Annotated in this window: 25 protein-coding genes; 14 read left to right on the forward strand and 11 right to left on the reverse strand. The window is 43.1% G+C overall.

The features are described from left to right. The first annotated feature begins 6 nt into the window (after positions 1-6). Both HW45_RS24755 and HW45_RS24760 read left to right on the forward strand, forming a co-directional pair. Positions 7-885 (forward strand): mechanosensitive ion channel family protein, encoded by an 879-nt coding sequence (locus HW45_RS24755; RefSeq protein WP_038230569.1) that lies wholly within the window; start codon positions 7-9, stop codon positions 883-885. Between the two features lie 188 nt (positions 886-1,073). Further along, positions 1,074-1,412 (forward strand): hypothetical protein, encoded by a 339-nt coding sequence (locus tag HW45_RS24760; protein WP_038222382.1) that lies wholly within the window; start codon positions 1,074-1,076, stop codon positions 1,410-1,412. Positions 1,413-1,501: 89 nt separating this feature from the next. On the opposite strand, the gene HW45_RS30205 is transcribed toward HW45_RS24760, so the two are convergent. The 3 genes from HW45_RS30205 to HW45_RS24775 form a co-directional block, all read right to left on the reverse strand. Then, positions 1,502-1,630 carry a hypothetical protein gene (locus tag HW45_RS30205; protein WP_268745561.1) on the reverse strand — a complete coding sequence of 43 codons (129 nt, stop codon included), beginning with the start codon at positions 1,628-1,630 and terminating at the stop codon, positions 1,502-1,504. Positions 1,631-1,979: 349 nt separating this feature from the next. Continuing rightward, entirely contained in the window at positions 1,980-4,004 is a 2,025-nt protein-coding gene (locus tag HW45_RS24770; RefSeq protein WP_038230570.1) for a sensor histidine kinase, read from the reverse strand. Next, positions 3,997-5,451 carry a sigma-54-dependent transcriptional regulator gene (locus tag HW45_RS24775; RefSeq protein WP_051868358.1) on the reverse strand — a complete coding sequence of 485 codons (1,455 nt, stop codon included), beginning with the start codon at positions 5,449-5,451 and terminating at the stop codon, positions 3,997-3,999. Before HW45_RS24775 ends, HW45_RS24770 begins: the two co-directional genes overlap by 8 nt. Before the next feature lie 323 nt (positions 5,452-5,774). Here HW45_RS24775 and HW45_RS24780 point away from each other — a divergent pair, with 323 nt between their 5' ends. From HW45_RS24780 to HW45_RS24810, 7 genes are all read left to right on the forward strand, one after another. Continuing rightward, on the forward strand, positions 5,775-6,608 hold the full coding sequence (locus tag HW45_RS24780) for a substrate-binding domain-containing protein (protein WP_253251069.1): 834 nt from the start codon (positions 5,775-5,777) through the stop codon (positions 6,606-6,608). Continuing rightward, positions 6,608-7,306, forward strand: coding sequence for an ABC transporter permease (locus HW45_RS24785; RefSeq protein ID WP_006071480.1), 699 nt, complete (start codon positions 6,608-6,610; stop codon positions 7,304-7,306). The genes HW45_RS24780 and HW45_RS24785 overlap by 1 nt, the downstream gene beginning before the upstream one ends. 63 nt (positions 7,307-7,369) lie before the next feature. Further along, the gene (locus HW45_RS24790; RefSeq protein WP_031494333.1) at positions 7,370-8,092 is read left to right on the forward strand and encodes an energy-coupling factor ABC transporter ATP-binding protein; all 723 of its coding nucleotides are present in this window, start codon (positions 7,370-7,372) and stop codon (positions 8,090-8,092) included. Further along, positions 8,070-8,678: a molybdenum cofactor guanylyltransferase MobA gene (gene mobA / locus HW45_RS24795; protein ID WP_006071478.1), complete on the forward strand. Its 609-nt coding sequence runs from the start codon at positions 8,070-8,072 to the stop codon at positions 8,676-8,678. The genes HW45_RS24790 and mobA overlap by 23 nt, the downstream gene beginning before the upstream one ends. Before the next feature lie 2 nt (positions 8,679-8,680). Beyond that, positions 8,681-10,453, forward strand: coding sequence for a bifunctional molybdopterin-guanine dinucleotide biosynthesis adaptor protein MobB/molybdopterin molybdotransferase MoeA (locus HW45_RS24800; RefSeq protein ID WP_051868372.1), 1,773 nt, complete (start codon positions 8,681-8,683; stop codon positions 10,451-10,453). Positions 10,454-10,480: 27 nt separating this feature from the next. Then, on the forward strand, positions 10,481-10,747 hold the full coding sequence (locus tag HW45_RS24805; RefSeq protein ID WP_038230574.1) for a DUF2960 domain-containing protein: 267 nt from the start codon (positions 10,481-10,483) through the stop codon (positions 10,745-10,747). A 186-nt stretch (positions 10,748-10,933) separates the two neighbouring features. Beyond that, complete coding sequence (locus HW45_RS24810; protein WP_038230575.1) at positions 10,934-11,203, forward strand: hypothetical protein; 270 nt, start codon at positions 10,934-10,936, stop codon at positions 11,201-11,203. Here the strand turns inward: HW45_RS24810 and HW45_RS24815 are convergent. Further along, complete coding sequence (locus tag HW45_RS24815; protein WP_038230576.1) at positions 11,166-11,807, reverse strand: LysE family translocator; 642 nt, start codon at positions 11,805-11,807, stop codon at positions 11,166-11,168. The two genes, HW45_RS24810 and HW45_RS24815, sit on opposite strands and share 38 nt — an antisense overlap. Before the next feature lie 167 nt (positions 11,808-11,974). Between HW45_RS24815 and HW45_RS24820 the strand changes: the two genes are divergently transcribed. Then, the gene (locus HW45_RS24820; protein WP_038230579.1) at positions 11,975-13,456 is read left to right on the forward strand and encodes a carboxypeptidase M32; all 1,482 of its coding nucleotides are present in this window, start codon (positions 11,975-11,977) and stop codon (positions 13,454-13,456) included. 134 nt (positions 13,457-13,590) lie between these two features. Next, the gene (locus tag HW45_RS24825; protein ID WP_038230580.1) at positions 13,591-14,076 is read left to right on the forward strand and encodes a hypothetical protein; all 486 of its coding nucleotides are present in this window, start codon (positions 13,591-13,593) and stop codon (positions 14,074-14,076) included. Positions 14,077-14,144: 68 nt separating this feature from the next. On the opposite strand, the gene HW45_RS24830 is transcribed toward HW45_RS24825, so the two are convergent. The 6 genes from HW45_RS24830 to HW45_RS24855 form a co-directional block, all read right to left on the reverse strand. Next, positions 14,145-14,537, reverse strand: a complete 393-nt coding sequence (locus tag HW45_RS24830) for a VOC family protein (protein ID WP_031497077.1) — start codon at positions 14,535-14,537, stop codon at positions 14,145-14,147. Continuing rightward, the gene (locus HW45_RS24835; protein ID WP_038230582.1) at positions 14,538-14,867 is read right to left on the reverse strand and encodes a hypothetical protein; all 330 of its coding nucleotides are present in this window, start codon (positions 14,865-14,867) and stop codon (positions 14,538-14,540) included. It abuts the gene before it with no gap. Between the two features lie 128 nt (positions 14,868-14,995). Beyond that, a complete protein-coding gene (locus tag HW45_RS24840; RefSeq protein WP_038230584.1) occupies positions 14,996-16,114 on the reverse strand; it encodes a linear amide C-N hydrolase in 1,119 nt (372 codons plus the stop codon). A gap of 218 nt (positions 16,115-16,332) precedes the next feature. Further along, positions 16,333-16,845: a porin family protein gene (locus HW45_RS24845; protein ID WP_006071435.1), complete on the reverse strand. Its 513-nt coding sequence runs from the start codon at positions 16,843-16,845 to the stop codon at positions 16,333-16,335. Positions 16,846-17,030: 185 nt separating this feature from the next. Continuing rightward, positions 17,031-20,951, reverse strand: coding sequence for an ATP-dependent RNA helicase HrpA (gene hrpA / locus HW45_RS24850; RefSeq protein ID WP_038230586.1), 3,921 nt, complete (start codon positions 20,949-20,951; stop codon positions 17,031-17,033). A 114-nt stretch (positions 20,952-21,065) separates the two neighbouring features. After that, on the reverse strand, positions 21,066-22,397 hold the full coding sequence (locus tag HW45_RS24855; RefSeq protein WP_038230587.1) for a MipA/OmpV family protein: 1,332 nt from the start codon (positions 22,395-22,397) through the stop codon (positions 21,066-21,068). A 250-nt stretch (positions 22,398-22,647) separates the two neighbouring features. Between HW45_RS24855 and HW45_RS24860 the strand changes: the two genes are divergently transcribed. The 3 genes from HW45_RS24860 to HW45_RS24870 all read left to right on the forward strand — a co-directional run bounded on the left by HW45_RS24860 (position 22,648) and on the right by HW45_RS24870 (position 25,498). Then, positions 22,648-23,034, forward strand: a complete 387-nt coding sequence (locus tag HW45_RS24860; RefSeq protein ID WP_038230589.1) for a hypothetical protein — start codon at positions 22,648-22,650, stop codon at positions 23,032-23,034. Positions 23,035-23,057: 23 nt separating this feature from the next. Next, positions 23,058-24,980 carry an alkaline phosphatase D family protein gene (locus HW45_RS24865; protein WP_038230591.1) on the forward strand — a complete coding sequence of 641 codons (1,923 nt, stop codon included), beginning with the start codon at positions 23,058-23,060 and terminating at the stop codon, positions 24,978-24,980. Between the two features lie 71 nt (positions 24,981-25,051). Then, entirely contained in the window at positions 25,052-25,498 is a 447-nt protein-coding gene (locus HW45_RS24870; RefSeq protein ID WP_038230594.1) for a tellurite resistance TerB family protein, read from the forward strand. A gap of 73 nt (positions 25,499-25,571) precedes the next feature. On the opposite strand, the gene HW45_RS24875 is transcribed toward HW45_RS24870, so the two are convergent. Next, positions 25,572-26,102 (reverse strand): 3'-5' exonuclease, encoded by a 531-nt coding sequence (locus HW45_RS24875; protein WP_038230596.1) that lies wholly within the window; start codon positions 26,100-26,102, stop codon positions 25,572-25,574. Positions 26,103-26,125: the final 23 nt, after the last annotated feature.

Below are 26,125 nucleotides of genomic sequence, written 5' to 3' on the forward strand. Positions count from 1 at the left end.
GGTTACATGAAACAGCTTATCTACATCATTGTTTTGTTATTACTGCCTTCTGTCAGCTTTGCCAATGAAGAAGTAGCTTCTGTGGACAGTATTACTCAATTTGCCACCTTGATTCGTTGGTCCGGTGTCGTTCTCAGTGTCATCATCATAATGGCAACTTGGTTGCTGATTAAGTTTATGAACTCCTTGGTGGACAGCATTGGTAGTCAGTTCGTGCAATATCGAATGCTATTGCAAAAGCTACAGTCCTTCTTGCAATTCTTCATCTACATGACCGCTGGTATCGTAGTTTTCATGTTGAGCTTTAGAATTAACGATCACATTCTTGCCCTTATAGGTGGCACGCTTGCCGTTTCGGTAGGTTTCGCGATGAAAGACCTTGCAGCCTCCTTTATTGCAGGCCTAACAGTGATGATTGACCGACCTTTTCAAGTAGGTGACCGCGTCACATTCGAAGGTAACTATGGCGACATTTTGACTATAGGGCTGCGTTCTGTGCGTATGAGAACCTTAAATGATGACATCATTACCATTCCAAACAACAAGTTCCTTAGTGAGGTGACGGTTAGCGGAAACTACGGTGCACTCGATATGCAAGTTGTGATTCCGTTCTATATTGGAATGAATGAAGATATCGTCTTGGCGAGAAACTTGATTCAAGAAGCGGCCTCCTCTAGTCGTTACATTCACCTGCCTAAACCTGTTACCGTTCTGGTGAAACAGACCATCACTGACAATTATCTAGCGATTCAGTTGACTTGTAAGGCGTATGTTGTTGATACCGCCTACGAGAAACTATTTGAAACTGATATTACTCTGAGAGTTATGGAAGAATTTAAAAAGCATGGTATTAACCCACCACAAATCGCTGTCAGATCAAGCTAACAACGTCCGCACGATCATATTAAGCAAATGAAATTTGTCGTTTAGATAAAAACTGCAAGTTGATGTGCCACAACGACCTATCTACTATTCCGGGCAGTTACGGTAGTAGGCGTGATAACGCTTACTACCTATCTGAAACCTTTGGAGTAATTGTCGTGAACAAATTTCAGAATCTGAATTACGATAAAATGGGTAAAGAACGCATCAAGCGTGAACATGATTTATTAAAGCTGAACTGTGTTAGTGACAGTGAGTTTGAATCAAGAATGGCGGTATGGGACCGCATGGCACTTTCTTCTGCACCACTGGGAGAAGCAAAGAATTTTATTGAAGCGACCTTTAACAAATTGCAAAACGACGTTGTAAACGCAAGCCGTGACTTTCAAGTTAGCTTTAGTGATTTCGAAGCAATGGCAAAAGACGAAATTAACTACATTCGAATCAATGTAGCGGATCAGAAAACACAATTTGTGTGGTATGCCATTATCACTTTAATGGTTGCTGGAACTGTCGCTATCTGTATGTAGCTTCAAGCCACATTAACATCGACCGTTTGCAAAGATATCTCGATATACATCGAGATATCTATTGTGAATAGTTACAAGCATCTCTCATATTACAGAGCGTCAAACTCACGTTTCTTTTCTTCATACCACGCTTTCATTTCCTCAGGATTTTGCATCATCGCCTGAATCTTATTCATTGCATCAAGGTGTGCTGGCTCTTGTTTCTGATACATTTCCATCCCGTGCTGCTTACTTAACTCAGCAATTTGCGTTCGAATGTTTCTGCTTCAAACACCACATCGCAAGCCCCACCAAGTTGTCTACAAGTCATTGATTTCATTTTGTTCCCTCTTCATATAGACAAAGTGCTCATCCTCTCTAATGGTAGTGAAAGAATGACGTTTATACAGATGATGAACTTTACCCCTTGTAAGTGGTATAGCGTAAATAGCTTAAACTACTCCCTTGTGATGCAAGAACGTCTAATCTGGGAACCAATCCCTTAGCTTTGGAACTTAAGCAATCGTTAGGAACGTCCTTGGTGGTAATACGCTTTATATACTCCACTCATATCTCATATTTATTACGTTAAGCGCTAACCAGTAAATGATGATCTGCTTTTTGCGGCAAATAGAGTGTAAACTGGCTACCCTCGCCAACTTTCGACTTCACACGTATCTCACCTCCCGTTTGACTCAGAATACTCTGAGATACAGAAAGACCTAATCCAGTACCATCTCGCTTAGTGGTGAAAAATGGATCGAAAATTCGTTTGATATTGGCATCAGAAATGCCGCAACCTTCGTCGATAACATGAATAAGCGAACCGATGCTTTGTCCTGCTTCTACCCAATCTTCTGTTAAGACGGTTAAACGCCCCTTACCTTGCATAGCATGAATGGCATTCATTTGTAGGTTGACTAGTATTTGCAGGAGTTGATGTCTATTCACTTCAACTGGCGTTTTCGCATTAAGGTCGACGATGAATTCCACGTCGCGTTTCTTCGCTCCAGTTCTTACCAAAGTGACGCTTTCATCCACAATTGGATTCACGTGCTGCCATGTTACTTCATCTTGCACACCACCTTGGCGACTGTATTGCAGTAGACTTCGAGTAATGTTTCGAATACGGTCGATTTGCGCCAATATGACATCAATTTCTTCTTCAACGCGAGATACATCGGATCCCAATTCGAAGCGCATAAGCTCAACATTACCCAGAATAACTGCCGTTGGGTTGTTAATCTCATGGGCAATGCCCGCAGTTAGCTCCCCTAAAGCGGCCAGCTTTTCATTGGTAACCAGTTTATTTCGAGTTTGGTTTAACAGCTTGATATGTAACTCAAGCTGCTCAGTTTTCTCTTTTAGGCTAGCGGTACGAGAATGCACTTTACCTTCAAGTTCATGGGCCGCTTCTTGAATCTGTTCATTGCGGAACTGTAGCTGATTAAGCATGTTGTCAAACTGCTTAGCGAGTTGACTTAGTTCGTGTTTATCATCCAGCCCTAACTCACCAATGCGTTCTTCATCTTTGCCTAACTGAACCATTTTTACCACACGATGGATCTGCTCTATAGGTCTGAATAGATCCCGAGCACCGCGATAAACAATAAAACCAGAAACCAAAAGCAAGCCGATGATGATGATGCTTACCTCACCAATATTAGTGATATAAGTTTTAATCAATGGCCAGACTAGATATCCAGTGTAAGCAATACCTACAATATTATTGTCGATATCACGAATAGGCTTGTAGCCAGCAATGTACCACGTATCGTAAACGTACGCTTTATCTATCCAACTCTCACCCTTTACTAACACAGCATTACTAACCTCTTCGGATAGTAAGGTCCCAAGTGCTCGCCTACCCGTGTATGACTCGTCCATCGGTACATTGGTTGCAATTCTTAAATCGTCAAGGAATAAGGTCACCGTCCCTTGTATATGACGTTCAAGGTTACTCACTGGATATATGGTGTCGCGAATACGATCCACCAGTGCCAAGTTGTTGTTCATTAATACGCCACCATCCAAGTAACCAAGTAGGTGACTGTTGTCGTCAAACACAGCGATAATTGAGCGGCTGACCAGAGAGCGCTCCTCAAGCACGTGGTTTTCTTGTTGCCAAACCTCTGAATGTTCCGCCAGTGACGGTTCCATTTCAAAAGCATCAGCTCTCGACAACACATCAAAGAAAGAGCGTTGTTGTGCCATTTTTCGGTATTCAGACTGACTAATTTTGTTGGTCGGCATCCAACGCAAGAAGTCCAGTTGATAACGCTCACGTTGAGAGCTCACCCACACATCAAATTCGTTATTGGTTTGAATATGATTCAAGCGAGTCCGAAATTCATACGATTCAGAGAAGGCTTGGATGTGGTCGAATTGTTCATCTTGCAAGCTATCGATTTTGTCGCCAACGATACTCAAGCGCTCAGATACGTCGATCAGCGCACTCTGCCATGTATAGTGAATAGACCAGTATGCCGTTATACCAAATAGTGCGATTAGGGTAAGGAAAATAGGCGCTGACGTTAAAAACAACAGGCGGTATCGAACCATTGATTTGGTTCTGTAGCGCCATTTACTCCATAGGCGCATCAATTTATTCATCTGCGCAGCCTTCGTCCCACTCTTTGTACTTACGCTCCAACGTCTTTCGTGCAACACCAAGATCTCGCGACGCTGCCGATTTATTGCCGGAATGTGCTTCTACCACTTGTTGAATGTGAGATTTTTCGACATCTTTTAGAGACCATGAATTAGGATAGCCAAACTGGCCATCTTGAATCGTCGAATTCGCGGGCATCGTGGTCAAATCGTTCACAGACATAGTGATAGAAGTGTTAACCGGTGCCCCTTTTAACTCATTAAAGTAGTGAGCTGGCGGTTTATTGAGAAGAATGCAGCGTTCTAACAAGTTCTTTAGTTCACGCACATTACCTGGCCAATCGTAATCTTGCATAGAGTGCATATCTTCATGAGCCCATTTTGGTTCTGAAACACCAAGCTCTTTGGCAAGTGATCGAGTAAAGAAAGGTACCAAGTCTGATAAGTCAGCAAGGCGTTCTCTTAACGCCGGCACTTCTATTTTCAAAACATTTAAACGGTAATAAAGATCCTGTCGAAACTTCCCTTGATCGACCTCTTCTTGTAAGTTGCGATTAGTTGCGGCAACGACTCGAACATCAATACTGATCTCTTTTTCTGTACCCACAGGCCTAACCGTTCTCTGCTCCAGTACACGCAGTAGCGATGCCTGCATAGCTAGAGGCATTTCACCTATTTCGTCTAGAAATAATGTTCCACCGCTGGCTACCCGAAAAAGCCCTTCTCGATTCTTTTTAGCACCTGTAAAAGCACCTGCGGCGTGACCAAACAATTCACTTTCCAAAAGCTCTGGAGCTAGCGCACCGCAATTTATGGCAACAAACGGCCCTTGGCGTTTACTGGCTGTATGAATACCTCTAGCTACCAACTCTTTGCCCGTTCCCGACTCACCTTCTATTAACACTGATGCTCTAGATGGTGCAAATTGGCCAATGAGTTGTTTTAAGTTCTTGGTCTTTTCAGAAAGACCGATAATTTCTTTACTAACACGTCGGCTAATGTCATGACTCAAAGCGACATTAATTCTTTCAGCCAGTCGCTTATCCATACAGCGTTTAACGGCTTGTAGCATTTGGTCTAGGTTGAAGGGCTTTAAGATAAAATCAGACGCTCCTAATTTTAACGCACTGATTGCGACCTCCAAGTCGGCGTAACCAGTCATAAATATCACGTCGGCTTTACGATCTAAGTCGTTAAACGCTTCTTCCCACTCAATACCAGACCTACCAGGTAGGTTAATATCCAGAATAATCAGATCATAGTGATGGTTGATCCTAAGCTGTTCGGCTTCTTCAACACTTCCTGCAGTGTCGACTTGTCCAAACCCTTTACTCAATGCTTTTTTAAGAATGGCTTGCATGCCGACTTCATCATCAACGACAAGTACAGAGAATGCAAGATATGGTGACGTCAATTGGTTGGTAATTTCAGAGGTTTGAAAAAAAGTCATAAATATATGTATTCGTTCCTATTTGAGACAGAGTGTACCAATCTGCTACAAAACATCATGGGTTAAGTTGCGACATTTTGTCCCAGCTCAAACTAATTGTAGTTTAACTGCGAGAAATATTAGCAAAATGTCGCACTTTGCCGCTTTTTTTCTAAGGAAATTATGGCATTGTCTTTGCTTAAGGGTACCACGCGTATAGAAACAGGTACCATAAGCATGACGAAGGTACCTAGTGTATGAATCGTGCTGGTGGCGTTGTTCTTCACCAAGCTGTCATGCGTTTACGTAGATTAATGATAAAAATAACCAAAATGGACAATACTATGACATTCTCAAGATTAATGGTTTCTGCTGTGTCTCTAGCGGCACTGTCTGCAACGGCTTATGCAGATGGTACAGATACCGACCAATCTCGCATCCGTCTCGCAACGACAACCAGTACCTACCATTCAGGTCTTCTCGACTACCTACTCCCAGAATTTACTACTGATACTGGCTATCAAGTTGATATTATTGCAGCTGGTACGGGTAAATCTCTGAAAATGGGAGAAAATGGTGATGTTGATGTCGTGATGACACACGCTCCTAAAGCGGAACAGAACTTTGTCGATGCCGGCTATGGCATAGAACCGCGTAGCGTAATGTATAACGACTTCGTAATCGTAGGACCAGAGAAAGACAGCGCTGACGTACACGATCAGAAAACCATAGAAGAAGTGTTCTCGCATATCGCTAAAACTAACGCCATTTTTATCTCTCGAGGTGATGACTCTGGTACTCATAAAAAAGAACTGCAAATCTGGAAACAAACCAAGATTGAACCTAACTTCGGCGGCTATCGTTCTGTAGGTCAAGGTATGGGGCCAACACTTAATATGGCCTCAGAAATGCAAGGCTATACAATGACAGACAGAGGGACTTGGCTTGCCTATCAAGCTAAGCTAGACCTTGAAATCTTGTTCCAAGGTGACAAGCAACTCTTCAACCCGTACCAAGTCATTATTGTAAACCCAGAACGTTACCCTACTCTTAATACCAAAGGCGCTCGCGTACTGAGTGATTGGTTAGTATCAGATAAGGGACAATCTATGATCAATAGCTACCGTAAAATGGGCGAACAATTGTTCGTAGCTGACGCGAAGAAAACGAACAGTTAATGAGCATCACTGAAACTACTATGGAGGCGTTAAGCCTCCTATTTAGCCTTGATAAAGATCTATGGCGGATCGTAGCCGTTTCGTTTAGCGTCTCTATATCAGCTGTGTCACTGGTTGTTTTGCCCGCTATTATTGCCTCATATCTTCTGGCCTACAGCAATTTCCCCGGCAAGTGGTTTCTACTTTCATTAGTAAACACCATGCAAGCGATTCCCACCGTTGTGATTGGCTTGCTTTTGTATATGCTGCTATCACGCTCTGGACCTTTAGGTGACTGGGAAATGCTGTTTACTCAACGAGCCATGATTGTGGGTCAAATACTGATCTGTTTTCCAGTTTTGGTGTCAATGATGCATGGCGCGTTACAAAGCACCGACCGAAGAGCAATGGAAACCTCTGTAACACTAGGTGTCTCTCGTTTTAGAACACTTATGACACTCATTTGGGAATCGCGTTTTCCGTTAATGGCTGCTGTGATTGCTGGCTTTTCTCGAATCGTCACCGAAGTGGGCTGCTCAATGATGGTCGGTGGTAATATTATGGGCTTAACCAGAAATATCCCTACAGCGATTGCTATGGAAAGTCACAAAGGAGCTTTTGCACAAGGCGTCGCCTTAGGAATAGTCCTATTGGTATTGGCGTTAGTGCTCAACTTTATGCTGTCATCAATGCGTGGTAAAGGCGTTCTAAGAACTTAACTTGCTCAACGTTTTTTGTTTCAAACACTATAATTAATTCAAGACTCTGCTTGAGGGACAATAATGACAATACAGCTTAAGGCAAAGCAGGTTTCCATGCGGTTCAAAGACCGTGTCTTATTCCATATACCATCGTTAACGATCGGACCAAACGAAGCCGTCTACTTAAAAGGCGATAATGGCGTCGGTAAGACTACACTACTGAAGATATTGGCTGGCTTATTAAAACCTACGTCAGGTGAGGTGTTTCCTAGTTGCCAAAGTATAATGTCGCGCTTGTTTGGTGGTTCTGGTCGCAAAGACGTTATCTATCTTCACCAATCCCCTTACCTTTTCGACGGCTCGGTCTATCAAAATGTCGCGTATGGCATTAAGCATAAGAGACTTGAAGCCCATGATAAGCGCGCAGAAGTAATTGCGGCGTTGCGATTAGTCGGGCTTGAAACGCTCGCTGACGAGCATGTATCAGTGTTATCTGGTGGTGAAAAACAGCGAGTCGCTATGGCTCGCGCTTGGGTTCTGAAACCTTCTATTTTGTTAATGGACGAACCAAGCGCTTCACTTGACCAAGAGTCAATAGAACGTTTGGTTTTCATGGCTGAGGATCTGTTAAAGCACGGTTCTAGTATTGTAGTTACGAGCCATCAATCCAATGCGTTAACTAAATTGTGTCGAAAACAATGGTGGATAAAAGATTGCACCTTGATAGAATCTCCATTGCTACAAATTATTGATAAAAAACAAACCGATCAAGAGAGTGATTATGTTGCATCCAACTCAGACTAGTTGGGTTATCCTCGCCGGAGGCCAAGCGTCTCGTATGGGCGGAAATGACAAGGGCTTAGTAGAATTTAATGGTAAGCCCTTAATCGAGTATGTTTTACAACGGCTCACCACACAAACTTCATCCATTACCATTAACGCCAACCGCAATGTAGACCAATATGGTCAATATGCTCCCGTTATTAGCGATACGTATAAAGATTATCCGGGACCTCTTGGTGGAATGCACGCTGGCTTAGCCGCTTCGTCAACTGACTGGGTCGGCTTTGTCCCATGTGATAGTCCGTTTATCGATGAAAGTATTGTTGAGCGTTTTTGTCATGCTGTCGAAGACTCGACCGACATTCTTGTGGCACATGATGGCGATTTTCATCAGCCTGTTTTCACCATGTTTCACAAGCGAGTTCTACCTAAATTGGAAGCATTTTTAGAGCGTGGCGATAGAAAAATCATTTTGTTATACAAAGAGTGCAATACCAAGTACGTTGATTTTTCAGATAATCCCGATTGTTTTGTTAATCTAAATACACCAGAAGAGCTGTCGAAACTATCAGCAACCATTGAGCATTCACAGAAGAGCACTCTATGACCATCAAATCCATTAATAATGTCCCGCTTCTGGGTTTCGCTGCTTATAGCGGTACTGGTAAAACAACATTATTGGAAGCCTTACTTCCAAAACTAACCGATACCGGACTAAGAATTGGTGTGTTAAAGCATGCGCATCATAACTTTGATGTAGATAAACCAGGAAAAGACAGCTATCGCCTTCGTAAAGCTGGTGCGAGCCAAATGTTGATCTCTTCTCGATATCGACATGCATTGATGACGGAAACTCCTGAGGCTGAAGCAAATTTCGAATACTTGTTGACGCGCTTTGATCATCAAGCGCTGGATTTGATTTTAGTTGAAGGTTGCAAGAACATCGCTTTCCCTAAGATTGAGCTCAACCGTAAAGAAGTCGGCAAACCTTGGCTACACCCAAGTGATGAGAATATTATTGCTATCGCTAGTGATAGTGAGTTGGATGTGTCACTACCAACAATGAGCATCATTGATTTAGACGCCATCACAAGGTTCATCCTAAATTATGTTAGCCCAGATACCTCTAGCCCTAAGAAAGAGGCAGCGTGCTGCGATACGCTATCACCCGCTTTCTTATCAGTGAAACAAGGCCAAGAGCAAATTCTTAACGCCGTAAGTGCTTTGTCTGCATCTGAAACTATCCCACTAACCAATGCTTATGGCCGCACGCTAGCAGAGAATATTTCGTCTCCTATTAATGTGCCAGCGTTTACCAACTCAGCAATGGACGGTTATGCCATCATTGGTGCCGATGCTGGACTAAAACAATTCAATGTCGTCGCGAGTGTGATGGCAGGTTATGGCTACGACCAAGAACTTCGCTCTGGTGAGTCAGTACAAATCATGACTGGAGCACCAATGCCAGCTGGTGCTGATACCGTTATAATGCGTGAACAGGCTAACGTTGATGGCGATAGAGTGAGCTTTGGTGATGCCGGTATTAAAACCGGACAGAATGTTCGTCAAGCTGGAGAAGATCTTGCGATCAACCAATCGGTATTTGATACCGGCACATTGTTGCAGGCACCTGAGATGGGCATGATCGCCTCACTTGGACTAGATAGCGTAAAAGTGAATCGTAGCCTAAAAGTCGCGGTATTTTCTACAGGTGATGAAGTTCAAGCCCCTGGAACGCCTCTGCGTGCTCACTCTATTTATGATTCTAATCGTTTTACCATCATGGCGATGTTGCAGAAATTAGGTTGTGAAATTATAGATCTTGGCATTCTTGAAGATGATGAGTCCGTTATGGAGAATGCGATCACTGAAGCGAGTCGCAGCGCGGATTTGGTTATTACCTCAGGTGGTGTCTCTGTCGGTGATGCTGACTTTATTAAGAACGTTCTTGAAAAGCACGGTAACGTTGATTTTTGGCGTATTAATATGCGCCCGGGACGCCCTCTCGCTTTTGGTGACATTAATGGAACACCCTTCTTTGGACTTCCTGGAAATCCAGTCGCCGTAATGGTGTCGTTTATTAACTTTGTTGAACCCGCGATTAAGAAGATGCAAGGTGTTGGACAGTTTGTACCACACAAAGCCGTCGCCATTGCCTCTGAGCCACTGCGCTCTCGTCAGGGAAGAACAGAGTTTAGCCGAGGATTCTACGAGCTTAATGAAGAATCAGGACAATTAATGGTTCGCACGACGGGGAAACAAGGCTCGGGTATTCTACGTTCGATGAGTGAAGCAAACTGCCTAATAGAGATTGCACCACATATCGATACAGTAAAAGCAGGCGAAAGCGTGACAATTATCCCGCTACAAGGCAGAATCTAGCGCTAAATTATCAGCAGGTAGAAAATCATGGCTCGTACCATCATTTACGAATACAAGAATGAAGAGAAAACACTGACGTTTTCTTACCAACAGCATCGCAATATTCATGAGGCTGTCGCTGAAGCAGAGGGCATCGACCTTTCTGATTTCTTAAGAATGGAACAGCAAATCGAAGCCGTTTCGGATACCAAGGCTGTTCGCAATTATCGCGATAATCATTTTAAGAAATTGGGCTTTGGAAAAATAACTCTCATGCCTAAAGAGAACTTCGGAGTCGGCAAAAAGCCGATATAGTTACTGAATTCGATAACCAGGACACCGAGTCGATTGACTCGGTGTTTTTTTATTCACCCGACCAGAAACCAAACGTTTACCATATAAAAATTTTATTGTTGAGTGGAACTAATGGCATGAAATGGTAACTAACTCTATCAGCAGACTCGTAATATTCATTACAACAAAAACAGCGATAGAGCGAATATGATTAAGGTAATTTCTTTAGTAGCAACTTTGATGATTTTAGGTGGGTGCGCGTCGTACAACGAGTTTGCGAGCGAAACTCAACTTTACAACCACAATCTAGAAGCTCGTAATTACTGTAAGCAGATAAGTGACTCCCAAGAGTACTACCAGTGTTTCGATAAATTTCTATTGAAGTCCCCTACCGTCACTCTAAACCAACTCTATACCGCGCAACAGTCATTGGAAAAAGCTAAGAACTCATCGGCGGCTCTTCAACCAACAGCTTAATGCCGAGAAAGATCAGCACTGCACCTGTCGTACCTTCCATCCAACGTACAAAATTTCCATTTTTAAGAAGTGACTTAGCGGAGTTAAGCATGCCCGATAGTCCACACTGCCACACCATCGCGATGACAAAGTGAATCGCGGCCATTAACAATGATTGCAAAAATGGCGAGTATTCTGGGTTAATAAACTGAGGTAAAAACGCTAAGTAGAATACGGCAGTTTTTGGGTTCAACACATTAGACAAGAATCCTTCTCTTAGTGAACGCGATGCTGCTACGGTATTCACCTCACCTTTCTCTAGTGCTATGGCCTGATTTGATTTTAACGCTCGTAAACTTGAGATACCCAACCAAATTAGATAAGCAGCCCCCAACGTCTTTACAAACGCAAACAATTCCGCTGACTGCGTAAGTATCACCGATATACCCAGAGCTGAGAATGTTGCGTGAACAAATAGCCCCAAGCAGATGCCAAAACTGGTTATTGCACCATCATTGAAGCCGCCTCTAGAGGTGTTACGAATCACCAGCGCCGTATCTAGTCCCGGCGTTAGTGTAAGAATAGTAATAGCAATAAGGAAGGCTTCAAGGTTAAGAATATGCATAACGTCCACTGTCATCTTTCTAAAACATCAGAGTTCGAATTCTGAGGTAACTCCGATTAAAAATCCATGGTTAATTTGGATTTCCTCTCCAGATTTTATCGGCTACTTTCCGTAACTCCTTGTTAGTGTTAAGTTAGGACAATCGTTCACGCAAAAGGTCATAAGACATGGAAAACTACAACAAACTGGTTGAACACTATAAAACAATTTCTAATTTCAGCCATTTATCCGCTATATGTGGTTGGGATGCAGCGGCAATGATGCCATCTGGAGGTAACCAAGCTCGCTCAGAAGCTATGGCTCAACTGTCACTTCATATCCATCAACTATCGACCGCGCCGCAGCTAGCAGAATGGTTCGAACAAGCTCAGAGTGATGAACTCGACCCTTCACAACGAGCCAGCTTAGGGGAAATGAAACGACAATGGCAGCTTACCACTGTCGTTCCAGAAGAATTAGTGAAAGCAAAGTCTCTTGCTGGATCCAAGTGCGAACACGCTTGGCGTACACAGCGTGGTGACAATGATTGGGATGGCTTTTGTAAAAACTTCGAAGAGGTAGTGAAACTATCGCAAGAAGAGGCCCAAATTAGAGCGGAACAATCAGGGTTAACTCCTTATGATGCGATGCTGGATATCTATGAACCGGGGGTAAACTCACAGCAACTCGATTCAATCTTTGGTGACTTGGTATCTTGGTTGCCAGAATTAACTCAACAGGTCATTGAAAAGCAAAAAACAGAGTCGGTTTATACCACTGAAGAGTCATACAGTACCAAAGATCAAAATGCTCTTGGATTGGAGGTGATGAAACTACTTCAGTTCGACTTTGACCATGGTCGTCTAGATATCAGTTCGCACCCTTTCTGTGGCGGTGTGCCTCAGGATGTCAGAATCACAACTCGCTATGATGAATCTGACTTTGTTCAATCTTTAATGGGAATTGTCCACGAAACCGGTCATGCTCGTTATGAGCAAGGCTTACCAAAACAGTGGGCAGGATTACCAGTTGGCCAAGCACGTTCAATGGGTATTCATGAATCTCAATCTTTGTTCTTCGAAATGCAATTAGGCAGAAGTCAACCTTTTATCGCCAACTTAGCGCCACTGGCTCAAAAACACTTCTCAACTAATGACGCGAAAGTATTCGAAGCAAACAATCTACAGAAAATCTATACCCGAGTGCAACCAGGGTATATTCGCGTTGATGCGGATGAGCTTACTTACCCTGCCCATGTCATTCTTCGTTATGAGATCGAACGAGATTTGATGAATGGTAAGATCTCATATAAGGATATTCCTGAACTGTGGAATCTGAAGATGCAGCAGTACCTCGGTCTTTCCACACAAGGTAACTTTAAAGACGGTTGCATGCAGGACATTCACTGGACAGATGGTGCCTTTGGTTATTTCCCTTCTTACACTTTAGGGGCAATGTATGCAGCGCAGTTTATGGCGGCGATGAGAAAAGAGGTGGATGTGGACAACGCAATCTCTTCATTAGAATTGGCTCCGATCTTTGATTGGTTAAGTGACAATATTTGGAGTCAGGCAAGTACGCTTGCTACTGGAGAGTTGGTTAAACAAGCGACTGGCTCAGAACTTAACGCTCAATTCTTTAGAACACATTTAGAAAAACGTTACTTATAGTTTCGGTCATGACTCGCGAAGTTAGACGACTTGGCGAGTCAACACTTTCCAGTCTGTGGCGCAAAGTGATAAGTAATTCAACGGTAACCGTTTTAACATTGCCTATTAATAGTTAGTCAATAAAGGCAATAGAAATGAAACTGTCCACACTATCGGTATTATTAATTCCGAGCTTGTTCATCGCTACAAGTGTGCAAGCGAACTCCTCAGAAGGTCCTAAGCTAATTTACTCCGCACACATTGATAAAACGTGTGGTGTACAAGTCGACAGCGAGGCGACCGGCACCTTAGGTTTTGGAAACCAAGTTCCTGAAGATGGTGCAACGTTTAAAGTTATTTCTAATCATAATGAAAATCATATGAACCCAAAGCTCCAAGTCACTCACTTCGAGGCTGACGATGACAAAATTACAGCACAAAATACTACGTTGGAAATTGATGGGACTGCACACAAAGTAGAAGACTTACAGAACGCTCCTGTCGAAGTTCAAGTCGGTGAGAACACAGCTCACGGTTACACAAGTGTTGGAGAATTTGAGTTTGAGGAAAATGGAGATAAAACGGCAACGGTAACCTATACCATTACCTGTACGCATGACATTGTGAAGGTTCAAGGTTAAATCTCGACACAACATATAATGATTCGGGGGAGACCTATTCTATCCCCCGCCATTACTTCTGCTGATAATTATCTCTTCGAGTCGTATTCAATCACTGAAATAACCGCGCCACATGGGTCCTCTATCACCGCTATCTTACCGACACGCTCAATAGTCGTCACTGGAACCAATACTAAACCACCGACTAATTCTGTTTTGTTCACAATAGCTTCAACTTCGTCAACGGTTACGTAAGTGCGCCAATGTGCTCGAATATCCTTATCATCGACAGTAAGTATGCCAGCAAAAGGTTCCGTAGCGTTATCACTTGTAACCAGTGCGTAGCGACTACCATTTCGACCCGGTACCTCTTTTAACTTCCAACCAAGCATTGATTCATAGAACCGGCATGCTTGTTCAAAATCCGGAGTTATCAACTCTGACCAACTAAATAATCCATGGTCTTCAAACGGTTTATCCACTTACATACCTTCTACTTTTGACAGCCATTTTTCTCTCTTTATTAGGCAAATATCCATGATTAAACGAGCAATTTCCTCTGAACTTTGGTCTGGGTTTTGCTCATGCAGTGCTCTCCAAGCGACGTCGATAGCGCAGTTAATAACATCGCACGCTTCACCTACAACACCATCACTTCCACCTTTTTCAGTAGGAGTGATGCCATCTTTAATCTGTAGTTCTACTGATAGCTCGCCGACTTCTTCTACAAGTTTTTGTAAAAAGAACGGATAGGTTCTGTGTGGTTTTTCGGTGCCAAGTTCCTCGGATACCTTAACGAGTTGTTCAAACATTCAATTTTCCCCTATTCAATCGCCTTAGCACCTTAAAGATGGGAGTATTCTTAGTCGTTTTTAACATCATTAAAAAAGCGACCAATTGAGTCGCTTTTATCAGAGCCATGATGGTAGTTTTATCGGATTTATTGATTATTAATTGCGGGCTGCACGCTTTGTGTAATATCTTCAAATTCAAACTTTCCATCATCTAACGCTTTCTTAATCTCGCTTTTTACAGAAAAATCTAACGCAGCAAGGTCCACTTTCTTAATTCGGCTGTCATTCATCGTCTTGTAATAAAGAACGCCATTGGTCTGGTCAACCACTGAAGTCCACTGAGTCGCGCTTGGTAGATCTGGGATATGCTCTCGATATTGAGGGCCAAACTCAGAACCAATTGGAATATCGAAGTTATTCAAAATATGAAACGCTTGAGAAACTGCCTGTGTCGAGGTTTTGAGCTCAGGTGCAGTAGTTACATAAAATGCCGCTCGTACGAACCTAGAAGGCGGTGTAATGTCTCCAGGTAGGCCTAAGAACCCTGAACCGATACCGAATGATTTTGCTTCAACCTTTCCAAACTGCCGAGGAGCACTGGTTCCAGGTTGTAAGTGCAGGTAGTTGTTTAAGTTGGTCACCTGCCAAGGAAACGTTGGAGAGTTAGTCAGAACGCCGACTTCGTTTTCGTAAATATGCACCTCTCCTTGGTTCATAATTTCAATCACAACACTTCGACCTGTTTTGTCCGTTACACGCCAATGCCCTGTTGGTGAAGGTTGTCCTTTAGCATCTAGATATACTGGCACGATATCTAGAGATTTCATGGCGGTTATTACTTCATCAACAGTTTTAAATTGCGATAACATCCAACGTACAAAATCCATATCGGTAATGCTGTTCTGCCGCGCTTCCTCATTGTACGGCTTTAGTGAACCGTATCCTTTGAAATAGAAAAGTCCGGCACTCAATCCAGCCTCATTAACCCCTTCTCCAATAAATCGGTCATCACTTACTGAGATACCAACAAAACCTAAACGACTGTCCCAACTTAATCCTTGTTTATGATCGGGCATAATCGACGTGAACTGGTGCTTTCTCGGTGAGATGATCAGTTTACTATTTAGATTACTCTCGCCCCATTCAATAGTGCGAGCTTGGATAAAGTCGTTCCCGACCGTAGAAAGAGAAATGCCGGTACAAGCACTAGCAGGGATGATAATGCTCGCTGAGAGCACTATCGCAATTAACGATTTTCTAAACATTTCAAACAACCTAAAAGTTAGGCTACACATTGTAGTGCTATGAGTGTAGACCTAGTTCTCTTAGTTGAAAATGGAAATTGCACCTTGATAAAAACAATTATCTTTTCAGGCGCTTATTGACATTTTTAACCACCAAAAGAGTCTCTATTCGTACAATTTTAGGTCGCTAAGTACGAAAAAGGCGACTCTAGGTCGCCTTTTTACACACTTGCACAGTATTAGAAGATGTGAAGTGTAGCATTGATGGTAAAGCTATCTAAATCTTTGTCATCAAATTTAGTTTTAACACCGTTAAAACGTTGCCAGCTCGCACCAACAGAAAGCATATCAGTCACGAAGTATTCTGCACCTACACCGTACATAAAGTCTGTACCGCTGTCGCTTCCGCTTAGACCATCTTTATAATCAGCGTTGTAGTAGTGTAAACCACCTTTAGCATAAAGCTGTACTGGACCAATATCGATACTTGGTTTAAGCGCTGCATACCAAGAACCTAGTTCTGCGTAACCTTTCTTGCCTTCGCTAGTGCCATCGAAGTTACCGTGTTTCCAGTAACCACCTTCAATACCGATGATAGGCAGAATACCAGTACCAACGTGGAAGCCCATTGGAGTATCGCTGTTACCATTGTAGTCTGCACGACCAGCAGAAACACCACCATACAACCACGCATCAGCGAACGCTGACGTCGACGCACCAACAAGCGCAAGCGCTAAAAGTGTCTTTTTCATTTGTAACCTTCTTGTTTAATAAAATGCGGCGAGTCCAATGAAAGCCACCGCGGAGCTTTATATATCACACACTATATCGTAGGAGAATCCTTCAAGTTTTAATTTACAGTAAAACTTTCTGAATTCTCATACGTTTAGAAGTTATATCTATCACAGTTTTGCATAGAATCTATTTAGTTGGACGCTTAGCACGCATCTATCGCATTCAATACTCGCTTATCGGAGACTGGGTATGGCGTCCCAAGCTGTTGAGCAAAATAACTCACGCGAAGCTCTTCAAGCATCCAGCGAATCTCTTTAACGTTTTCTGGTATTTTCATACCTTTTGGAATCTTGTTAAGTAACTCTTTGTAGTCTTGAGTGACGGATTCCACTTTTAGCATGTGCATGCGATCTCGATTTGGGTCAATCGGTAACTTCTCCATGCGTTTCTCAATTGCTTTCAAGTAACGCAGAATATCCGGCAGTCGTTTCCAGCCACATTCGGTTGCGAAGCCTTTGAAAATCAATCCTTCTATCTGCGCTTTTATATCCGATAACGCGAATGCCATCGTCAAGTCAACGCGACCTTTAAGCTTTTTATTAATGTTGAACGCGGTCGTCAGGATTGTTTCCACTTGCTGTGCAATGTCTACAACTGTATCGCCCAATTCACCACGTACATACTCTTTAAGTTGCTCAAATTTGTCTGCATCCCAAACCAAGCCTCCTTGACCTTCGATAAGCTTATCGATACCGCATGCTATACAGTCATCAATTAAGTCTAACACTTTGCCATAAGGGTTGAAATAGAGACCCAGCTTCGATTTGTTCGGTAGATTGGTATGCAGATATTTAATTGGAGAAGGCACATTAAGTAGCAGCAAACGACGTTGCCCTTCTTTCATGACCTGCTCTTGTTCGACTTCCGTTTCAAACAACTTAATTTCAACGCTGTCCTTATTATCCACTAGAGCAGGATAAGCTTTCACATCAAATCCACCACGCTTTTGCGAATAGACTTTTGGCAGTTCACCAAAGCTCCAGGTATGCAAACCTTGCTGCTCGATGTCATCATCAGCAACTTTAGACAAAGTTTGCTGCACTTTGTCTTTCAGGCTCTCTTTCAACTCGTAAAGATTGCGATTCTCTTTGAGCTTTCTATTGCGATGATCCACGGCTCGGAAAGTAATTTTCAGGTGTTCAGGAAGTTGTTCCAGGTTCCAATCGTCCCTTAATACTTCCACACCTGTCATGCGGCGAAGTTCTTTTTCCAATGCATCTAGAAGTGGTGCTTCCATCGGTGTGACACGAGCCAAGAACGCGTCTGCATAGTTTGGTGCTGGTACAAAGTTCTTACGTAGTGTCTTTGGCAATGCTTTGATTAAGCTCACCACCAGTTCATGTCGCAACCCTGGGATTTGCCAATCGAACCCCTCGTTATCAATCTGGTTAAGAATAGGTAATGGGATATGCACTGTTACACCGTCACTATCTTCTCCAGGTTCAAACTGATAGCTTAGCTTGAGTTTAAATCCGCCTTGATGCCAGAAGTTAGGATAATCAAGGTCGGTAACATGACTAGCGTCGCCTTTAAACAGCATCTCTTTTTCAAAATTAAGAAGCTCTTTGTTCTTCTGGCTTGCTTTCTTCCACCAAGTATCAAAATGACGCCCAGAAACAACTTCCGTACCTACACGTTGATCGTAAAAATCAAATAGCTCGTCGTCGTCAACAAGGATATCCCGACGACGCGACTTGTGCTCAAGCTCTTCTACTTCTTGTAATAGCTTTCTGTTTTGTTTAAAAAACGCGTGCTTGGTTTCCCAATCTCCCTCAACCAAGGCACTGCGCACAAACAGTTCGCGACTTAAAACCGAGTCAATCGCACCATAGTTCACCAATCGCTTCGGAACAATTGGCACTCCGTACAACATCACTTTTTCGTGTGCCATTACTGCTGCACGTTTCTTCGACCAATGAGGTTCACTATAGCTGCGTTTGATAAGGTGTTTTGCTAGAGGTTCAATCCACTCTGGCTGAATTTTGGCGATAATACGTCCCCAGAGCTTAGAGGTTTCCACCAGCTCTGCAGACATAATCCACTTAGGTTGCTTCTTAAATAGACCTGAGGCTGGAAAGATATGGAATCGCGCGTTTCGAGCACCTTGGTACTCATTTTTCTCTTGGTCTTTCACACCAATATGCGACAACAAGCCAACCAGTAAGGCAGTATGAACAGACTGGTAGCTGCCTGGTTCTTGGTTGAGCTTTTCATCCATCTCTCGCATGGCTTGATGTATTTGGAAGTAAACATCTTGCCACTCACGTACACGTAAGTAGTTTAAATAGTCTTGCTTGCATTGCTTGCGGAATTGGTTTCCAGACAGCGCTTTTTGTTGTTTTTGAATGTAATCCCATAGATTTACAAACGTCAGGAAATCAGACTCTTTATCGAAAAAGCGCTTGTGTTTGTCGTCAGACGATTGCTGCTTGTCACTAGGACGTTCTCTTGGGTCTTGAATAGACAGTGCAGAAGCGATCACCATGACTTCTTTTAAGCATCCAAGTCTTGGTGCTTCTATCACCATTCGAGCCAAACGAGGGTCGATCGGCAGGCGAGCCAACTTACGACCAATTGGAGTTAAACGTTTCTTAGGATCTTTTGCTTTATCATTGATAGCACCTAACTCTTCAAGCAGACGTACACCGTCTTGGATATTGCGTTTATCAGGCGCTTCAACAAATGGGAAAGCTTCGATATCGCCCAACCCCAAAGCCGTCATTTGCAGAATGACTGACGCTAGGTTGGTTCTAAGAATTTCTGGATCAGTGAATTCTGGGCGTGATTCGAAATCTTCTTCCGAATACAGACGAATACAGATCCCCTCTTCTACACGGCCGCATCGACCTTTACGCTGGTTTGCACTTGCCTGAGAAACTGGCTCAATAGGAAGACGCTGAACCTTTGTGCGATAACTGTATCGACTAATGCGAGCAGTACCTGGGTCAATGACGTACTTAATTCCCGGAACAGTCAGAGATGTTTCAGCAACGTTAGTGGCGAGTACAATTCGTCGACCTGCATGTGGTTGGAAAATCTTATTCTGTTCGCCCGCGGATAAGCGGGCGTACAATGGAACAATCTCAGTATCACGAAGGTTACGTTTTGTTAATGCATCTGCCGTATCACGAATCTCACGCTCACCGTTCATGAAAATCAGAATGTCACCAAGACCTTCATCACACAGTTCATCTACCGCTTCGAAAATGCCTTCTAGCTGATCTCTATCGCCATCATCGTCCCCAGACAGAGGGCGATAACGAGTTTCAACTGGGTATGTTCGCCCCGAGACTTCTATAATTGGCGCGTCATTGAAATGTTTTGAGAAACGCTCTGGATCGATGGTCGCTGACGTGATGATGATTTTTAAATCAGGGCGTTTCGGGAGTAACTCACGTAAGTAACCCAGAATAAAGTCGATATTCAAACTGCGCTCATGCGCTTCATCAATAATGATGGTGTCATATTGATTAAGAAAACGATCATGTTGAATTTCAGCCAGTAAGATACCGTCTGTCATCAACTTCACTTGAGTATTCTCAGAAATCTGATCGTTAAATCGGACTTTATAACCAACGAACTCGCCCAGTGACGTTTCCATCTCTTCGGCAATACGGTTTGCCACTGAACGCGCAGCAAGTCGTCTAGGTTGTGTATGGCCAATTAAGCCAAATTGTCCTCGACCTAATTCTGAACAAATTTTCGGTAGCTGAGTCGTCTTACCTGAACCTGTTTCACCCGCCACAATAACCACTTGGTTATTCTCAATAGCTTTGGCAATTTCATCTTTCTTCTGACTAACTGGCAGCTGCTCTGGGTAATTGATGGTGGGTTTTGCAGCTGCGCGCTGCTGAGCAACCATCATCGATCGCGCAATATCGATAGCAATTTCGTCGAATACTGCAGATTGAGCTTCTGGTTTTTTAATTCTTGTTGCGCCTGCAATACGCTTACTCAAACGAAAGCGATCACGAATCATACAGTCTTTTAATGCTTTTTTAAGTGACTGTGGATTGTTCGCTTGCACTTGCGACTGTTGATTGGAATTTTGAGAGGAAGTCAAAACGTTCCCTACTTAACTTTTTACTATTAAAAACTGGCCGGATTGTAGCACAGGTAGGAAATTAGCGTTAAGCGAGAAGGATACAAAAAAGCTCCGCAATGCGGAGCTTTTTGATTAGAAGTGGTACTGAAGATAGAAGGTGCTGTAGTTACTACCACCTTTGATTCGACCGAATTGGGACGAAGCTTCGAATATCGCACTGCGGTGATGCAGAGCATAACCCAGCCATAACTCTTCAAGTGCTGGTTTACCGATAATAGAACCTATGCTGATGTCATAAGAAATATCAATGTAGTTCATAAGGTGACTTGCACGCTTCTCTTTTTTATCCATCTCTTGTTGTTCGATATAGGTAATATTGTCGATATATGACAGGCCGTTACCCACACCTAAACGCATCTTCACTGGCCAGTTGAACGTGTAGTATGCTTTGATCAATGTGATAAATTCCGTACCAGAATCTTGAACCTCAGAACTCCAGTGGTGAGCAATACCTGGACTCAAGTAGATATCCAACGGCATCCCAAACAATTCATCCGTTAATGGATGACCATAAAATACCGACGTTACTTGGTTATTATACGGATCTCGCTTACCGTTAAAGGTCAGAATGTCACCCATGTCTGATGGTGACGCATAACCATGAGCTACACGCACATACGGTTTAGCACCGATATCACGACGTACTTGCTTCGCTTTTGAAGTGGATTTTTTCTTCTCGTTGAAGAAACCAACACCGAAATACACTTCGCCTTCAAAACGTTCTTTAATCACTGATGAATGATACGCTTGGTTATCAAGCATGCGAATATTGGTCGCACCTACAAGGTATAAGTTTGATGCTACGTGGTATTTAGCATCAACGCCCATCGCATAGTCCATACCACCACTCAGGCTATCTGTAGTGCCTCGGTATGTACCATAGTATTCAGTGTTAAAGTCAGCATCCTTATAACGCAGTGTGACGTTAGGACGCAATTCAAGGTCGCCATAATCAAGCATGCCTTGAAGTCTGAAGTTCGCATGATAACGGTTATGTCCGTCTGTCATTAGCTCTGTATCGAAATGCCAAGCATCATCAAAGTTGTAACGCATTTGCAGACCATAGTCCGCAGTGTCTCCCCCTACCGCATTTTGCTCGTCTGCTGGTATGTCGATAAAACGCATACGCGCAATAGCGTTAAGCTCTAATTCTTTATCATCCGTTTTATAGAGGCGGGCACCTGCCATGGTACCGTCTAGAAAGACATAGTCATTCTTAAAGAACATCATCGGAATAAAGGTGCTAACGGTGGCATCACTTCCTTTGGTATCAAATGGAATGTTCGCTGTACGCCACACCGCTGCAATGCCCCAATCCGCTTCTTGCGCTGACTCTTCTGCCAATACCACTGGTGTTGCACAAAGTGATGCTGCGGTCGCGAGCGCGAGATTTCTCTTTATCATGTCTTGCAGTTTCTCCAACTGGAATTCGTTTACAATTAATAAGCTAAGGAGCACGTAATCACTATTTTGACCGTTAGCCAAAATTCACACGCTATTTACCAAATAACCTAACAACAGCTACCTCAGTGAAGTAGAGTTGTATATTATGGGGTTAACGCATATTTTTATGTCACCACACTGTTATTTGCCTTATGGCTCAATAAATAACCAACAGTGATGGGTGTCATAGTTTCCACTATTTAGACGAATCGTGAAAGTAGAAAAGTTAAAAAAAATTCTCCAATCTTTGCCAAGCGATCAACATATTGATGTCGTCACGGGTGAGACATGGCTTCCAGAAAGACTTTTGAGTGCCAAAGTCGATAATGACTTGTTATTCTTAGACTTCGACAACGCTCCTGACGAAGCGGAAGATACCTTTGAAGGTCGAGGATTTGTTGAGCATGAAATAGAGCTAGTTCGTGAGCGACTCGCTCAGATGATCGACCAAAGCAACAATAAAGAGCATCTTTTGGATGCTTTGACTGCTTTTTTCCTAATCGGTCATGAAACGAGTAGCGCAGAGTTTGTCGAACTGCTTGAGCAAATGAATGAAGCAACGACACCATCAGAGCACCCAGCACTGGAACATTCCTAAAAAGTAAGTAGAAAGAACGCCTCATGAAAAAGCTCAATCCTGTGTTGGCAGGACCAATATTACGTCGCACTAACCCTCAGCATATCACCCTATGGTTGGCGACCTCATTGTGTCCTTCAAACCTTCAACTTGCGATCAATAACGATGATGTGATCTCCTACAGTGATTTTGATACTGAGCAGGTCTACAAAATAAGCAACAAGCTATGGGTCATTCAGTTCCACACTAATCTTTTAACACCTAAGACTGGCCATCTAGGTTATAACGTAGTTTGGCGAGAATCCAAGAGCAGCGCTCTTAATGACAACATGTTCTATTCAACGTCATCTTGGATAGACATCATATTGTCAGATAAGTCTGACCATATTCTTCACGGCTCATGTAGAAACCCACATCATCATAGTGACGACAGCCTGCTTCAAGTCGATGCGTTGCTCGATCAGTTAGCGACTTCTACAAAAGACAATGATCGACCAGACCTTCTGTTACTCACTGGCGACCAAATATACGCTGATCATGTTGCCGGCCCCATGTTGGTGGCTATCCATAAAGTCATCAAATTACTTGAGTTACCTAGTGAGTCATTTATTGGTGCGCCTGTTGGAGATGCAGATGAACTCTATCGTTGTACCAACGCTCTCTATTCTAGAGACAAAATACTCCCCCAACACCAAGATGAGACTCATCGTCTAAAGCGTCTGATTAATAAAGGTGACACACCTATTTTCAGCTCTAGAGAGTGCGAAAATCATCTGATTAGCTTCTCAGAATTTCTGGCGATGTACATACTTAATTGGTCTCCTGAACTCTGGGATGCCATTCAGTTTGACCAACTGCGTCCCAACGATAATTCTGAGAGCCAACCTTTACTAGAAAAAGACCAACCTCTTTGGAGCAAGGAAAAAGCAGAGCTCGATAAATTTGTCGCTGGATTACCTGAGGTCAGGCGAGTCATGGCGCATGTCCCAAGTTATATGATTTTTGATGATCACGACGTAACTGACGATTGGAACCTAACTGTTGGTTGGGAGAAAGCAGCTTACGAAAACGCGTTTTCCAAGCGAATCATAGGCAACGCTCTATTGTCCTATCTACTGTGTCAAGCTTGGGGCAATGCGCCAGTTCAGATGAAGAGTGACTGGCGAAACAGTTTGGTTGCGCTGTTCTCTTATGCCAACGCAAACAAAATCATCGCGCAAGACCAACACGATGACTTAATTACACAATTGCTACGATACGAGAAGTGGCATTTTAGTCTTGATTCATCACCCAAAGTAGTGGTTCTTGATACTCGCACACGACGTTGGCGTTCCGAGTCCAATCTAAATAAACCATCTGGCTTAATGGACTGGGAAGCAATGGTGGAATTTCAACAGGAGCTCATTGGTCTAGACTCTGTCGTCGTCGTGTCTCCCGCCCCCATGTTTGGTGTGAAGTTTATAGAAACGCTACAAAGTATGGCGACAAAAATGGGTAACCCCCTAATTATTGATGCTGAAAACTGGATGGCTCATCCGGGAAGCGCCAATACATTACTGTCCATTTTTACCCATACCAAGACGCCTAAAAACTTTGTCATCTTGTCGGGTGACGTACATTACTCGTTTGTCTACGACGTCAAGCTACGTTATAGGCAGACGGATTCACACATTTACCAAATCACCTGCAGTGGAATAAAGAATGAGTTTCCGGAGCCACTGCTTACAATTTGTGACACTCTCGATAAATGGCTTTACTCTCCACGTTCACCGCTCAACTTATTTACTAAGCGTAAGCGTTTGAAGATCTTCAAACGTAAGCCCGAACCAAGTCATCATAATCGCCTGGTCAATAAAAGTGGTATCGGAAAGGTACGATTGGATAATGAAGGCAAACCTATCGAGATATCAGTCCTTCATGGAGATGGCACAAAAACCACATTCCCTGAAACTAATTCCGAAAGCTAAACTCTAATTACTTGTGATCTGGCTCAACAATCACTATGTATTATAAATAAGCAATAAAATCAGGTAACGCCATGTTTAATTCCATTACTTCCATGTTTAAACAACTTATTGAAGGCGATGACTTATCTAACAACAAGTCGATTAGCCCTAACCTTGCTATCGCTGCACTGCTTTGCGAAGTGTCTAATGCCGATTATCAAGTGGAAGAGGAAGAAGAAAAAGCCAAGCTATCTTTAATTGAACGACTGTTGGGACTTGACGAATCGGAGTCGAAAACGCTATTGGTTCAAGCGCAAGAACAGACAAAGAACTCAGCATCTTTGTACGACTTTACCTCTAGCTTAAGAGAGTTAAGTCAAGAGAAGCGCTTTGATTTAATCAAAGCCATGTGGGAAGTCGCCAACGCAGACGGAGTTATCGACCCACTAGAAGATGCAGTGATTCGCAAAGTAGCAGAGCTCCTCTATGTCGATCACAGTGAGTTTATTCGAGCTAAGATTCAAGTCACTGATAAGTAATCCCATACGCGATGAGCACAAAAAAGCCGAGCAGGAAAACTCTGCTCGGCTTTTATCATTCTTAGCCAGCACGTTACAGCATGGTCAATGCCAATTTAGCGAGGTTGTATGCATCAACATAACCCGAGTGCTGTCTGCCTTCCCACTCTATTCCTTGGCTTTCTTGTGCCGCTTTGTGACCAATACGTTTATCTTTAAGTCGATGCTGCATGCGATATAAAGTCGCTAAATTAACAAACTCTTTGAACGGCATTTCGATGCCTTTTGATTGACATTCTTCGAGTAAGATCATGTCATCTCGGCCCCATGAGGCATAAATTTTGTTAGGACCACCAAAATTTTTAACCATAGACTGAATCACTGAAGCCAATGGACGCCCCTGCTTTTCTACTTTACGTGGCGTTATACCGGTAAGCTCTGTACAAAACAGCGACACCTTGTCAGTTTCCGGCTTAACGTAATATTGCGCTCGCTTCACTACTTCTTGCTTAACTAAATCTATTTCTGCTAACCCTACTTCAATTATCTCGCCAGTTGTGCCAACACCGTCGACATTCCAACAACACATTTCAAGATCAAAACAAACGACACGATTATAATTCATAGGGATTTTAAGATTAGTTAAAC

This window comes from Vibrio sp. ER1A, assembly GCF_000733315.1.
Classification (GTDB): Bacteria; Pseudomonadota; Gammaproteobacteria; order Enterobacterales; family Vibrionaceae; genus Vibrio; species Vibrio mediterranei.

Coding starts and splice junctions, on each gene's coding strand:
- HW45_RS24755 (WP_038230569.1), top strand. CDS start 7: ATGAAACAGCTTATCTACATCATTGTTTTGTTATTACTGCCTTCTGTC.
- HW45_RS24760 (WP_038222382.1), top strand. CDS start 1,074: ATGGGTAAAGAACGCATCAAGCGTGAACATGATTTATTAAAGCTGAAC.
- HW45_RS30205 (WP_268745561.1), bottom strand. CDS start 1,630: ATGGAAATGTATCAGAAACAAGAGCCAGCACACCTTGATGCAATGAAT.
- HW45_RS24770 (WP_038230570.1), bottom strand. CDS start 4,004: ATGAATAAATTGATGCGCCTATGGAGTAAATGGCGCTACAGAACCAAA.
- HW45_RS24775 (WP_051868358.1), bottom strand. CDS start 5,451: ATGACTTTTTTTCAAACCTCTGAAATTACCAACCAATTGACGTCACCA.
- HW45_RS24780 (WP_253251069.1), top strand. CDS start 5,775: ATGACATTCTCAAGATTAATGGTTTCTGCTGTGTCTCTAGCGGCACTG.
- HW45_RS24785 (WP_006071480.1), top strand. CDS start 6,608: ATGAGCATCACTGAAACTACTATGGAGGCGTTAAGCCTCCTATTTAGC.
- HW45_RS24790 (WP_031494333.1), top strand. CDS start 7,370: ATGACAATACAGCTTAAGGCAAAGCAGGTTTCCATGCGGTTCAAAGAC.
- mobA (WP_006071478.1), top strand. CDS start 8,070: ATGTTGCATCCAACTCAGACTAGTTGGGTTATCCTCGCCGGAGGCCAA.
- HW45_RS24805 (WP_038230574.1), top strand. CDS start 10,481: ATGGCTCGTACCATCATTTACGAATACAAGAATGAAGAGAAAACACTG.
- HW45_RS24810 (WP_038230575.1), top strand. CDS start 10,934: ATGATTAAGGTAATTTCTTTAGTAGCAACTTTGATGATTTTAGGTGGG.
- HW45_RS24815 (WP_038230576.1), bottom strand. CDS start 11,807: ATGCATATTCTTAACCTTGAAGCCTTCCTTATTGCTATTACTATTCTT.
- HW45_RS24820 (WP_038230579.1), top strand. CDS start 11,975: ATGGAAAACTACAACAAACTGGTTGAACACTATAAAACAATTTCTAAT.
- HW45_RS24825 (WP_038230580.1), top strand. CDS start 13,591: ATGAAACTGTCCACACTATCGGTATTATTAATTCCGAGCTTGTTCATC.
- HW45_RS24835 (WP_038230582.1), bottom strand. CDS start 14,867: ATGTTTGAACAACTCGTTAAGGTATCCGAGGAACTTGGCACCGAAAAA.
- HW45_RS24840 (WP_038230584.1), bottom strand. CDS start 16,114: ATGTTTAGAAAATCGTTAATTGCGATAGTGCTCTCAGCGAGCATTATC.
- HW45_RS24845 (WP_006071435.1), bottom strand. CDS start 16,845: ATGAAAAAGACACTTTTAGCGCTTGCGCTTGTTGGTGCGTCGACGTCA.
- HW45_RS24855 (WP_038230587.1), bottom strand. CDS start 22,397: ATGATAAAGAGAAATCTCGCGCTCGCGACCGCAGCATCACTTTGTGCA.
- HW45_RS24865 (WP_038230591.1), top strand. CDS start 23,058: ATGAAAAAGCTCAATCCTGTGTTGGCAGGACCAATATTACGTCGCACT.
- HW45_RS24870 (WP_038230594.1), top strand. CDS start 25,052: ATGTTTAATTCCATTACTTCCATGTTTAAACAACTTATTGAAGGCGAT.
- HW45_RS24875 (WP_038230596.1), bottom strand. CDS start 26,102: ATGAATTATAATCGTGTCGTTTGTTTTGATCTTGAAATGTGTTGTTGG.